Source organism: Noviherbaspirillum sp. FW303-A3, assembly GCF_058788695.1.
On record NZ_JBYTAZ010000001.1, the window covers coordinates 2,958,980 to 2,971,318 of the forward strand.

Below are 12,339 nucleotides of genomic sequence, written 5' to 3' on the forward strand. Positions count from 1 at the left end.
CTTAGAAGGCATGAACCGATTTGCAAGGCGTGGCGCGAAATTGTAACGCCGCGTAAGATTGCTTACGGGCATCCGCCTGTGTGAACTATGTTGAATTCAGTCCATGCCCGCCTGCAATGCCGCCATGAAAACCCGCATCGCCATCCTGCTTGCCGCCGGCATCATTGCCGGATGCGCATCCCGCCCTTCGGAAACGCCTGTCAGCCCAACGCAGGACAAGCCGTCGCGCGCGGAAAGGAAAACCGAGGTGCCGGAGGCGCAGGCATCGAGCGCCAGTTCGATGGACGGCTACAAGCGCGACCTTGCCTTGCGCATTTCGCAGGTGAATGCGAGCAAGGTGTACCCCGGCAGGCCGCAAGCCCTGCTGCGCTCGGTGGTGGTGCTGCGCTATGCGGTCGACGCGCGGGGCAACCTCGTGCGCAGCGAAATCATGCGCTCCAACCGCGACAGCGAAACGGAATCGACCGCGCTTGCGACGCTGCGCAATTCCGCTCCGTTCCCCAAGCCCGCTTCCCACCTGCTGCGGCGCGGTCAGCTCGAGTTGTCGGAAACCTGGCTCTTCAACAACGACGGCCGCTTCCAGCTGCGCACCATCGCGCAACCGCAGATGGACCAATAAGGAATCTGCGCGGTTTACGGTTGTTCTTTCGGCCGTTGCGGCCGCTCAATAAACTCCATGGTTCGAGCCGGTTCTGACCGCTCTGGGGTTACACATTCTTACATTGTCAAAAAGTCTTTAAATTCAGTTACTTGAAAAATCTTTAACGTCTTTTGCCGCGCTGCGGAATGAGAACCGCTGAACAAGGATGAAAGCGTTGCATCCAAGCTGCTGCATCCGTGATGCCTTTATCCCAATTCTAAAAGGAGCAACTCATGACGTTAAAAACCACTCTTCGCTCGCTGTCGCTGGTCGTGGTGGCATCCGTGTCCTCCATTGCCCTGGCGCAGTCGGGCAGCAGCAGCGCAACAAGTCCATCGTCCACCGTGAAGTCGCAGAGCGCGACAGGCGCAACAGGCGCAGGTACCGGCAGTGACGCCGGCATGGCAGGTGGCAGCGGCACGTCAAGCTCGGTGCCGTCCAATACCCCGCAGCCGGGTTCGTCCGCATCCGGTACCTCGGGCGCGAGCGGCAGCACGGGCTCGAGCGCCTCCGGCGCCGGGGACACGTCTTCCGGCGCGTCGGGCAGCACCGGCAGCAGCGCATCGGGCTCGTCACCGTCCACCACCGGCGCGACCTCCGGTTCGTCCAGCTCGCCAAGCGCGACCGACAGCTCGTCCACGGGCAGCGGTTCTACCGGCGCAACCTCCGGCTCGTCCGCGGCAGGCGCGACCGACGCCACGGCTGACACCAAGCCCAAGGCCAAGAAGAAGACCAAGAAAGCCAAGAAGGCCAAGTCTTCCGGTTCGTCCTCGCCAAGCGCGGCAGGCGGCGCAAGCGGCGCCACCAGCGGCGGCGGCAGCGCCTCGGGCAGCACGGGCAGCACCGATACCGGCACCAGCAAGTAAGCTGTCGCGCAGCACCAATGAAAAAGCGGCCCGCAGGCCGCTTTTTTGTTGTCCGGAAGACGGACTCAGTCGTGCTTGTGCTTCCCCTTGCCCTTGCCGCCGCCCGGATGGTCGTACTCGGCGGACTTCACGAAGTAGACCGGCTGCGCGCAGGCGTTGTACTTGTGGCAGTGCTTGCTCCAGTTCTTTGCATGTCCGGGCGGCACGTGCATATAGACCGGCTGTACCGCGACCGGGCGCGCGGGGCGTGTAATGATCATCGGCTGCGCGTAGAGCACAGGCGGGGGAGCGTTGCCGATGTCCACGCGGCCGTACACGCCGGGAGCAACTTCTCCCCCGACGCTGAGGCTGACATTGGTGGCATGGGCGCCGGCAGAAACGGACGCCAGCAGCAGGACGGCGATATTGACGAAAGTGCGCATGGTGACTCCTGTCTCGAATTGTTCCGGAATACCGGCTATCCTCCCATGATACTGGAGGACAACGAAATAGACTGAAAGAAACTGTAACCCTTCGTTGCAGGCCCCGGTGTTTGTCGCCGCCGCACGAATCTGTTTAAATGAACACATCCCTCCTCACGATTCACACCATGTCTTCAGCCACATCCCGCATGCCCGCCAGCGCATTCAAACGCCCGGCGAAACTCTACCGTTGCGCCACCCGCGCGGAACTGGAACGCGCGCTGCAGTTCGGCGAATTCCGCCTCGAGCCGCCAGCCGTCCAGGGTGCCGCCAACCCGATCCTGCCGTTCGGCGAGCGCGCCGCGCCGGGCTTTCTCACGCTGAGCCTCGCCAGCGCCCTGGATCCCGCACTGCTTGCCGGCGCCGACTGCTGCCTCGTCATCCACGATGCCGAACAGTTCGGCGAGCGCATCCATCGGGCGGCACAGCGGCTGCTGCCGAGCTGGGCCGGCATCGACGCGGCGATATCCTACGGCGTGCCCAGCCCCCTGGGCGATGTCTTCTCGAAGCCGCGCCAACGCGCTGCCGAAAAAGAATGGCTCTTCGCCTGGCGCCCCACCCAGCCTGCGCTCGTCAACAAGCCGATCACGATCAGCATCGGCAGCATCGAAGGCATTGCGGAGCTGCGCGACAAGGCCTGACGGAAAAGGCGTACCGCACGCTGGTTCCCATCGAATGCGTGCCTGATCTGAGTCAAGAAGAACCGGACGCAGGCGCCGGCCTCCGCGCCGCTTGATGGCGAGACTTTACTTTTCGCACATTACCTGAGATAAATAGACAACATCTTCGCCCTCATAGAGCGGGAAAGCAGCGTCGCCGACACACGTTTCGGCCTATTCTTCAAGGGAGCACACCATGCTGGCAAATAACATCAAAACAGTACGCAACGACATGAAGACCCTGGTCAAGGATGCACAGGACCTGCTGCGCGAGGCCAGCCTCGCCAGCGGCGAGAAGGCGGACGAACTGCGTGCCAGAGGCCTGGCGCTGCTCGACACCGCGATGGAAAAGGCGCACGAAGTGCAAGCCATCGCCGTCGAAAAGGGCAAGGCCGCAGCGCACACCACCGACGAGTTCGTGCATGAGCATCCGTGGAAGGCCGTCGGCATCGCCGCCGGCATCGGCCTCGTCATCGGCATGCTGATCTCGCGTCGCTGATGGAACAACAGCACGCAGGCGACGAAGGCGCCGGCCGCGAAAGGCCGGGGATCGTCGCCGGACTGGCGGGCATCGCCAGGAATGCGGTCGGCCTGCTCATCAGCCGGATAGAGCTGGCCGCGCTGGAGCTCGGCGAAGTGCGCGACAATCTCGCGCGCCTGCTGTTCATCGGCGCGCTTGGCATGATCGCCGTCCTGTTTGCCCTCGGCTGCTGGACTGCCTTGATCGTGGTCCTCGCATGGGACTCGATGGGATGGAAGATCCTGCTGGTCGTCGCCATCGTCTACACGCTGCTGGCCATTGGCATCCTGCGCCATGCGCGGGGTTTCCTTGCGCAGGACAAGCTCGCCATGCCCGCCACCATGGCCGAGCTGCGCAAGGATCGCGACGCGCTGATGTAGGAGCCGGGATGAACCGCCAAGACCGCAAGAGACAACTCATCGCACAGGGCGCCGTCTATCGCGCGGAGATCCTGCTTGCGAAACAGGCCGCCGAAGACAGCCTGCGTCCTGACACCCTCGCGCGCAGCGTACTGCACCAAGCCGCCGCTGCTTTGATCGCCGCTTTCCGCGGCGGCAACATCGCCGGCTTGCCGGGCATGAACCTGCAAACTGTCCTGCCCATTGTCATGGGCGGCATTTCTGCCCTCTCCAAGCGCAAGTCCCTGCTCAAGGCCGTCGTACGCGGCACGGCCGTTGCCGGTGCGGCCGCGGGTATCGTCGCGCTTGTTGCGAGAAGGAAAAAGGCGAAGCCGCAAGCAGCGGATGATGCAACGCAAGATTAACGTTTTGTAACCGCACGAACTCGTCTATCCCCGCTGTGTCCAACTACCGTTTCCACTGGTAGAGGAACAGCATCATGCGCAAACGACTCACCGCAGGCACGCTTGCCGCAATCGTCGCGCTCGGCGGTTGCGCGAACATGAATGAAGTCCAGCGCGGCACCGCGACCGGCGCCGGCGTGGGCGCCGGCATTGGCGCAGTCCTCGGCGCTGCGACCGGTCCGGGCGGCGGACGCCGGGCAGCGACGGGCGCGGCTATCGGCGGCGCGGTCGGCGCGGTCGCCGGCAACATCTGGTCGAGCCGGATGGAGCAGCAGAAGCGCCAGATGGAGCAGGTCACGCAGGGCACCGGCGTGCAGGTCTCGCAGACTGCCGACAACCGGCTGAAGCTCGACATCCCGAGCGACATCTCCTTCGACACCAACCGCGCGGACATCAAGCCGAACTTCCGCCCGGTGCTCGACAAGTTCGCGCAGGGCCTTGTCCAGAATCCCTATGCGACGGTGAACATCATCGGGCACACCGACAGCACCGGCGGCGATGCGATCAACAATCCGCTGTCCGTCAACCGCGCCGCGGAAACCCGCGAGTACCTCGTATCGCGCGGTGTCGCGGCCAACCGCATCAGCATCGACGGCCGCGGCTCGCACGAGCCGGTTGCCGCCAACAACACCGAAGCCAACCGCTCACGCAACCGCCGCGTAGAGATCTTCGTGGCGGAACAGCAGGCCACCGCGCAGGCGCCGCAGCCGGTGCAGCAGCCGCAACCTGTTACCAGCCAGCCGGTCTATCGCAGCTCCGGCCAATAACGGCCGGGCATAAAAAAGCCGACCTTGCGGTCGGCTTTTTGATTGGGTGCAGGCGGATTACTTGGAAGAGGACACCATGTAATCGACCGCTGCCTTGACTTCATCGTCCGAGGCGGAAGAACCTCCCTTGGGCGGCATCATCCCCGCCTTGCCCTGGAAGCCCTTGATCGCGTGGCTGTACAGCGTGTCGTTGCCCTGCTTGATGCGCGGGGCCCATGCCGCCTTGTCGCCGACCTTCGGCGCGCCTGCAACACCGGCGCCATGGCATGCGGCGCAAGCGGCATCGTAGATTTTCTTGCCGTCGGCCTTGCCTGCTGCCGCAGGGGCAGGTGCAGGGGCAGCGGCTTGCGCAGGTGCAGCCGGAGCGGCTGCCGGAGCGGCCGCCGGGGCTGCAGCAGCAGCCTTCGCTGCCGGTTCCTTCAGGCTGCCGCCCGATTTGTTGGCCATGAAGACCACTGCGCGTTCGACTTCGACGTCATCCAGGTCCGGATTGCCGCCCTTGGCCGGCATCGCGTTGAGACCCTTGAGCGCGTTGCCCACCAGGCTTGCCTGGCCCTTGCCGATGCGCGCGGCCCATGCGCCGTTGTCGCCGGTCTTCGGTGCACCGGCAGCGCCGGTGTCGTGGCAGGCGGCGCAGACAGCCTTGTACACGGCGTCGCCGGCCTGCAGCTGCTTCGGCGCGTTCGCGTCCTTCAGGGTGTAGCCTTCGTCGGCCACCGGACGCAGGCGGGTCGCGACCGCTTCCGAGCTCATGCCGTCCGAGCCGGCACCGACCTTGTCGGCATTGGCTACGTACTGCACCAGCAGGACGATACAGATGATCGGTACCAGGAAGCCGGCAGCCACTGCGGCAATCAACTGCTTCGGCGTCTTGATCGCGGTTTCGTGTTGGTTGTGTGCGTCGCTCATTTTTCCCTCAAAGCATTTTTTTGAAAATCGGTGGGCGGAGGTGACTTGTGCCTGGGACGTGCAATGATGCGGCGCAATACCTCGCAAAACCCTTAATTATAGTCGGAAAGTGCGGGGATTGGCACGGAAACAGGCCGCCTGCGCAGGGCGGGCCGGCGGTTTCGCATGGACGTTCACACGGAAAACCGGTATCCTTCATGCCTCTTCGCCGCTGCCTGGGGCTGGGGCTCTGCGCAACTGCCGCTCAGCGGATGGAGTGCCGGCTTTCGAAAGCAGATGTCACGAAGGCCAGTAGATGTAAAATGACATCTCTTGCAGTGCAAGCAGTTCCACCAACGCGCCTGTAGCTCAGCTGGATAGAGTATTGCCCTCCGAAGGCAGTGGTCGCACGTTCGAATCGTGTCAGGCGCGCCAAATTCCCCAAGAATCAACAAGTTGCCCGTGCCGCGTTTTGCTATCGGGCGGCGCCGTCCTACTCGACCTCATTTCGAGAGTCATTCCTCGGATCTTGCCCGCAGGCAGTGCTGTTCCGGTTTACACTCATATCAGTCGCGCCGAGGAGATCATCGTTGCATCCTGGCGGCGCAACGCCATTTAACTCGGCACAGGTCAATGGCTGGTTGGATGGTGTATTCATGTAGCGCGTTACACGCAGGGCCCGCGCCAAGACGGACCCGCAGGGAGATGACATTGTCCAGAATCGGCTGTGCGGCGGCGCTTGCCTGCTCCGTCGCGCTGTCGGCGCAGGCCGACGTTCTTACACGCAGGCTCGACACTGTGGGGCAGGTCGTCACCAACAAGGGCGACGAACAGCTCAATCCCGTCGAGCAGCCGGGCTGGCGCCGTCTCGAAGTCAAGCAATGGCTGGCCGAGGGCGACAACCTGCGCACCGGCCCCTACGGCGCGATGGGCATCCTGTTCCGCGACGAGACCCAGATCCGCGTCCATTCCAACACCAGCCTCCAGGTTCGCAACATCGGCCGCCGCAGTGACGGCGAAACCCGCCTCGGCCTCGAGCGCGGCGGCGTATGGATGCGGGCGAAAACCGTTCCCGCAGGCCTGAGCATCGAAACGCCGTCCGCCACCGTCTCCGTGCGCGGTACCGACTGGTCGCTCACTGCCGACGAGCATGGCGCGGCTACGCTGACCGTGCTCTCCGGCCAGGTGCGTTTCTTCAACGAATTCGGCGAAGTGCTGGTCGAGCGCGGCGAAACCGCCTTCGCGGAGAAGGGCAAACCGCCGCTCAAGCGATACATCATCCAGCCCAAGGACCAGGCGCAGTGGCAGGTGTCGGCCAGCTGGCTGGACATCGTCTCGCTGACCGGAGAAAGCGCGACCGCGCTGCGCAATCGCAAGGCCGGTGCGGAAACGCCGCTGCAGCGCGTTGCGCGCGCCTATGACCTGATGGAGATCGACGAGCTGCGCCGACTGCTGGACGAGGCGCGCGCCGCCGGAGAGCCGCCTGCGCGCACGGCGCTGTTCGATGCGCTGCTGGCGCTGTACGACGAGCGCCCCGACGAAGCCGCCGCCTTCCTGCGCCAGGCCGAACCGCAAGGGCGGCGCGAACGGCTGGCGAAACAGATGGCCGAGTACGGTGTGCTGGTTCGCCAGCGCGAGTTCGCGGCAGCCAGCGCGGCACTCGACCGGATCGAACAGGAGTTCGGCGATTTCCCCGACGTCGCGCTGGCGCGCACCTGGCGCCTGTCTTTCCACGGCAGGCAGGAAGACGCGATCCCCGTGGCCGAAGCCGGCCTGCAGCGTTTTCCGCAGGACGCGCGCTTCCACATCCTGCTCGCCTACCTGCACATGCTGCTCGGCGACACGGACAAAGCGCGCAGCAGCCTCGATGCCGCGGAAAAGATCGATCCGCTGCATGCAACAGTGATGCACCTCGATGCGCTGTACCACCTCAGCATGCGGCCCGACCTGCAGCGCGCCAGCGACCGCGCCGAAAAGGCGCTGGAGATCGCACCCAACGAACCGCAGTTGTGGAACGACCTCGGCTTGGCCGCGATGGACCTCGGTGACCACCACAAGGCGGAGCGCGCCTTCCGCCGTGCGATGGCGATCCAGCCGTCCGGGCCGGAATTCCATGCCAACCTCGCGCTGCTGTACATCACGCAGGAACGTTTCGACGAAGCCGAGCCGCTGCTGCGCCGCGTGATCGACCTGCATCCCGCGCTCGCCACCGGCTATGAAGGCATGGGCATGATCGCGCTCGGGCGCGGCAGGAATGACGAGGCGCTGGAGTGGCTGCTGCGCGCCGTGCTGCTCAATCCCGGCCTGTCCGAAGCGCAGACCCTGCTGGTCATCGCCTACCTGCGCGACGAACGCTTCGATGCCGCCGACAAGACGGTCGATACCGCAATCCGCTACGACATCAATGATCCCGTTCCCTACCTGCTCAAGAGCCTGACAGCGCAGGACCAGAGCCAGGCGGGCGATGCCATTCGCTATGCCCGCAAGGCGTTCGACACCTATCTCCGCCACGGGGAAGTGACGGTCAACGGCATCCAGAACAGCCAGACGGGCAATTCCGGCCTGTCCGCCGCCTACAACAACCTCGGCCTGAACCACTGGGCCGACACCCTGTCGCAGCGCGCCTACAACCCGTACTGGGCCAACAGCCATTTCTCGGTGCAGGCCGAATACGAATCGGAGAACGCGCGCCTGGGCAGCCTGCTGCAAGGCTTGCTGCTCGATCCGACCGCATTCAGCTATGCGCCGCGCTACGCCGAATTCGGCCCGCGCCGTCCGCGCCATGACTTCATCGTCGGCGCCGGTCTCACCGCGCAGCGCGGGAACGTCGCCAACAACCAGTCGCTGACGTCCATGGGCTTCCTGCGCGACGTCGGTCCGCTGCAATCCCTTTCCTACCTGTTGACGGGCTCGCGTTCCTACGATCCCGGCGCGCGTGTCAACGGCGACGTGAAGGAGGAAAGCCTGAACGTGGGGCTCGGCGGCATCGTCGATCCGGACACGGGCGTCGCGCTGCGCCTGAATGCGACGCGCAGCAAGGCCGGCATGCCCGGCGGGATCTCCCTGCCGGATCCGGATGATCGGACCGCCAGCACCAATTTCAACGGCCACCTGGGCCTGCACAAGCGGCTGGGTTTCCGGGACGAACTGCTGCTCATGGCCTATGCCGCGCGCGACCGCAGCCGTTACGCCAATCCCGATGCAGCCGGTGCCAACCTCTCGCCACTGGATCTGTCCCTCGTCAGCGAGTTCGGTCTTGAACAGGCGCGTGCGTTTTACCGCCAGGGCCTGTACGACGCGACCTTCGACCCGAGCCTGCCGCTCTATACGGTGGGCGTGGAGCTGCCCGGAGTGGCGCCGCTGTCCGACACGCTCCCTGCCACGGTCGATGCCAACCCGATCATGCGGCGTCACACGCTGTCCACCGTGAAACAGTTGCAGGTCAAGCGCATGTTCGACGTGGGCGAAGCGCAAGCCGCAGTCGGCGCGGAATGGGCGTGGGCGCGCCAGCGCGCCAGCACGGTGACGTCCAGGGCACAGACGCAGGCCGAAGCGATGCTCCTCTTCCAGGACACGGCGCTCGTTCCGCCGACCCATGAAGGCACGCCTCTCGACCCGGTGACCACCGCGGTATTCTTCCCCTTCGGGGCATCCACACAGCAGGCGGAGAGCACCTCCACGACGATCGGCGGTGGCCTCGCCTACGGCAACCTGCGCTGGCAGGCGAACAAGAACCTGCTGCTGGAATCCGGCCTCAAGGTGGAGCACGCCGACAACGGCATTCGCAGCGCCAACCGCCTGCATCCGCAGGCCGGCCTTGCCTGGACGCCGATGGACCGCCAATGGCTGCGCCTGGCGTACCAGAAGCAGTCGCGCCTGCCGCTCACCGGTCCGCTGGCGCCGATGGCCACCGTCGGCCTCAGCGTCCCGGACGCCTATGTCAGCGGCACCAGCGCGGCCACGCAACTGCAGTGGGACAGCGAGTGGAACGAGCGCACCTTCACCTTCCTGCGGCTGGACCGGCAGGAGATCGATGGCTTCGCGATGTCGTCGCCGGACCTGTTCGACGACCTGTCGGCCGCCCGCGCCGATATCTACCGCGCTGCCGCCGGCGTCAACCTGTGGATCGGCGAACGTTGGGGATTGTCGGCCGCGCTGCGCCAGACGCGTTCGCGCAACCGCGACGCGGCCAACGAGGGGAAGAAGCTGCCCCTGCTGCCCGGCAGGACCTTTGCGCTGAATGCCGCCTGGGTCCATCCTTCGCACGTGCGCATGAACCTGTCGCAGGTCTATACCGGCGCAGCCCAGGCCGACCTCGCCAACACGGTGCAACTGCCCGGCTACTGGCTGACCAATGCCACGCTCAACTGGACGCCGGCGCCGAAGCACTGGTCGCTGACCTTCACCGTCAACAACCTGTTCGACCGCAAGGTTCGGGTGGCGCGCGATCATGCAGGCAGCGGCCGCACCGTGCTGCTGGCATTCGAATACCGGAGCTGATGCCGTGTTCCTCCGCCTAGGGATCGGACTCTTCGCATGGATGGTGCTTGGCGTGCTGGCGCTCACGCCGTGGTGGGAGCGCATCGAGGAAAACAATTTCGACTGGCTGACCATCCTGTCCTCGCCCGGCACGGCAGGCAGTCCGATCACCATCGTCGGCATCGACGAGCCCAGCTTTGCCGAATTCCAGCGCCAGTGGCCCTGGCCGCGCAGCATGCACGCGGCACTGATAGACCGCCTGAAGGAAGAGGGCGCCAAAGTCATTGCCCTGGATGTCCTTTTCCTCGAACCATCCACGCCCCAGGCCGACACCGCGCTCGCCGAAGCCATCCGCCGCGCCGGCAATGTGGTACTGGCGGCGGAGTGGGAGCAGCGCAGCGACGGCTACATCGACCAGCAGCGCGAGATCCTGCCGCTGCGTTCGCTGCTGGACGCCGGCGCTGCCACCGGCGTCGCCAAGGTGCCGCTGTCGGGCGCCTGCATCCGGCGCTTCCCCTCGTTTGACAACGCCTTCGGCCGCGCCGTGCTGGACACCGCCGGCATCCGCGTCGACCCCGCGCAGCTGCCGCAGCGGCCGATGATCCGCTACGCCGGTCCGGCGAAAAGCTTTTCCTACACATCCTATTACCAGGCGCTGAACCCGAAGGAATTCCTGCCGCGCGGCTTTTTCAAGGACCGCATCGTGCTGGTCGGCATGTTCCTCGACAACGCTTCCCAGCTCGGCATCGATATGTATTGCACGCCCTATGCCTGGCAAAACCGGCGCCTCATGCCCGGCGTGGAAATCAACGCCAACGTGATCGACGCCGCCATGCACAAGCGCGTGGTGGCAGAACTCGGCCCGGAAACCAAGCTGGCATTGCTGGCCCTGCTCGCGCTGGCCTCCCTCGCCGCCTTCCGCCGCTGGAGCCCGATGCGCGCCGGCCTGCTGCTCGTGCTGCTGGCAGGGAGCACGGCGGGCGCCTCGTGGGCGTTGTTTGCCTTTTCCAACCTCTGGTGGCCCCTGTTTGCGCCGCTGGCCGGCATCTTCGCCACCTGGCTGGGCAGCGGCGCGGGCGCCTTTCTCGAAGAGCGGCGCAAGCGTGCGGAAGTGCGGCGAGCCTTCGGCCATTACGTTTCGCCGGCGGTCATCGAGCAGATGCTGGCCCAGCCCGAGCGCCTGCGCCTGGGCGGCGAGCGGCGCGAGGTCACGCTGCTGTTCTCCGACCTCGCCGGTTTCACCTCGATTTCCGAAAAGCTGGAGCCGGAAGAGGTGGCCGAGATCATGAATTTCTACCTGACCGAAATGGGCGCCATCGTGATCGGGCAGAACGGCACGCTCGACAAGTTCATCGGCGATGCCGTGATGGCGTTCTGGAACGCGCCGCTCGACGACCCCGACCATGCCCTGCATGCCTGCGAGGCGGCGCTGAAGATGCAGCAGGCGATGCAGGCGGTCAACGACGCGCTGCGCAAGAAGGGCATGGCCGAACTGTCCATGCGCATCGGCGTGCATACCGGCATGGCCGTGGTCGGCAACATGGGCTCGACCGAACGGTTCGATTACACCGCCATCGGCGACAGCGTCAACCTCGCGGCCCGCCTGGAAGGCGCGAACAAGGTCTATGGCACGGGCATCCTGATCAGCGGCGCAACGGCAGATGCCTTGCGCGGACGTTTGCCGCTACGGCACCTGGACCGGGTCAGGCTGAAAGGCAAAAGCGAAGCGGTCGAAGTCTACACCCTGGAAACGGCGCCGGCCGGGAACGATGCCGCGATTGCCGCCTGGCGGACGCGCGCCTGGGATGAATCTGAACGCTTGTGGAGGAAGATGCTGGAGGCGAATCCGACGGATTCGCTGGCGTCCCTGTACCTCGAACGCATCAAGGCCGGGCGGACGCACCCGCCGGAGAAGGATTGGGACGGGGCTTTTACCCTGGATGCAAAGTAATACGCGGCTGTATCCGTCGGGACACAGCCGGTCGGAAGAACTCAGCCCTTGGTGGACGACGCCGATTGCGGCACAAGTGAACCGCGCATCAGGTGCGACATCGCCATATCGCATCCGAGTGCAGTCACCCATCCGGCCAGCGCGGAAGGCAACCAGCCAATCGCGATGCCGGCAATCCAGCCAAACTGGAGCAGCAGCGCGATATAGGTGCAGGCAAAGACGAACAGGCCCATGACAATGCCGATCCGCCCACTGACCACCTGTGGTTCCGCGTTGATATAAGCGGCGTTAATATCCATATAACAC

At 65.0% G+C, this 12,339-nt stretch carries 12 protein-coding genes and 1 tRNA gene; 10 read left to right on the forward strand and 3 right to left on the reverse strand.

The window, feature by feature from the left end; translation table 11 throughout:
- Positions 1–124: 124 nt before the first annotated feature.
- Entirely contained in the window at positions 125–619 is a 495-nt protein-coding gene (locus AC3WOY_RS14335) for an energy transducer TonB (protein WP_492424876.1), read from the forward strand.
- 254 nt (positions 620–873) lie between these two features.
- A complete protein-coding gene (locus AC3WOY_RS14340; protein WP_492424878.1) occupies positions 874–1,506 on the forward strand; it encodes a hypothetical protein in 633 nt (210 codons plus the stop codon).
- A gap of 65 nt (positions 1,507–1,571) precedes the next feature.
- On the opposite strand, the gene AC3WOY_RS14345 is transcribed toward AC3WOY_RS14340, so the two are convergent.
- The gene (locus tag AC3WOY_RS14345) at positions 1,572–1,928 is read right to left on the reverse strand and encodes a hypothetical protein (RefSeq protein ID WP_492424880.1); all 357 of its coding nucleotides are present in this window, start codon (positions 1,926–1,928) and stop codon (positions 1,572–1,574) included.
- Positions 1,929–2,065: 137 nt separating this feature from the next.
- Here AC3WOY_RS14345 and AC3WOY_RS14350 point away from each other — a divergent pair, with 137 nt between their 5' ends.
- The 5 genes from AC3WOY_RS14350 (at position 2,066) to AC3WOY_RS14370 (ending at position 4,715) form a co-directional block, all read left to right on the forward strand.
- Positions 2,066–2,608, forward strand: coding sequence for a hypothetical protein (locus tag AC3WOY_RS14350; RefSeq protein WP_492424882.1), 543 nt, complete (start codon positions 2,066–2,068; stop codon positions 2,606–2,608).
- A gap of 214 nt (positions 2,609–2,822) precedes the next feature.
- Complete coding sequence (locus AC3WOY_RS14355; RefSeq protein WP_492424884.1) at positions 2,823–3,125, forward strand: ElaB/YgaM/YqjD family protein; 303 nt, start codon at positions 2,823–2,825, stop codon at positions 3,123–3,125.
- The gene (locus tag AC3WOY_RS14360) at positions 3,125–3,526 is read left to right on the forward strand and encodes a phage holin family protein (RefSeq protein WP_492424886.1); all 402 of its coding nucleotides are present in this window, start codon (positions 3,125–3,127) and stop codon (positions 3,524–3,526) included. Before AC3WOY_RS14355 ends, AC3WOY_RS14360 begins: the two co-directional genes overlap by 1 nt.
- 8 nt (positions 3,527–3,534) lie before the next feature.
- Positions 3,535–3,909, forward strand: coding sequence for a hypothetical protein (locus AC3WOY_RS14365; protein WP_492424888.1), 375 nt, complete (start codon positions 3,535–3,537; stop codon positions 3,907–3,909).
- A 74-nt stretch (positions 3,910–3,983) separates the two neighbouring features.
- Positions 3,984–4,715, forward strand: a complete 732-nt coding sequence (locus AC3WOY_RS14370) for a YiaD family glycine zipper/OmpA-like lipoprotein (protein ID WP_492424890.1) — start codon at positions 3,984–3,986, stop codon at positions 4,713–4,715.
- Between the two features lie 57 nt (positions 4,716–4,772).
- Here AC3WOY_RS14370 and AC3WOY_RS14375 read toward each other — a convergent pair whose 3' ends face one another.
- Positions 4,773–5,624 carry a c-type cytochrome gene (locus AC3WOY_RS14375; protein ID WP_492424892.1) on the reverse strand — a complete coding sequence of 284 codons (852 nt, stop codon included), beginning with the start codon at positions 5,622–5,624 and terminating at the stop codon, positions 4,773–4,775.
- 337 nt (positions 5,625–5,961) lie between these two features.
- Between AC3WOY_RS14375 and AC3WOY_RS14380 the strand changes: the two genes are divergently transcribed.
- From AC3WOY_RS14380 to AC3WOY_RS14390, 3 genes are all read left to right on the forward strand, one after another.
- Positions 5,962–6,038, forward strand: a tRNA-Arg gene (locus AC3WOY_RS14380).
- Between the two features lie 270 nt (positions 6,039–6,308).
- Positions 6,309–10,103 carry a tetratricopeptide repeat protein gene (locus AC3WOY_RS14385; RefSeq protein ID WP_492424894.1) on the forward strand — a complete coding sequence of 1,265 codons (3,795 nt, stop codon included), beginning with the start codon at positions 6,309–6,311 and terminating at the stop codon, positions 10,101–10,103.
- A 4-nt stretch (positions 10,104–10,107) separates the two neighbouring features.
- Positions 10,108–12,033 carry a CHASE2 domain-containing protein gene (locus AC3WOY_RS14390; protein WP_492424896.1) on the forward strand — a complete coding sequence of 642 codons (1,926 nt, stop codon included), beginning with the start codon at positions 10,108–10,110 and terminating at the stop codon, positions 12,031–12,033.
- A 41-nt stretch (positions 12,034–12,074) separates the two neighbouring features.
- On the opposite strand, the gene AC3WOY_RS14395 is transcribed toward AC3WOY_RS14390, so the two are convergent.
- Positions 12,075–12,332, reverse strand: a complete 258-nt coding sequence (locus AC3WOY_RS14395; protein WP_492424898.1) for a hypothetical protein — start codon at positions 12,330–12,332, stop codon at positions 12,075–12,077.
- Between the last annotated feature and the right edge of the window lie 7 nt (positions 12,333–12,339).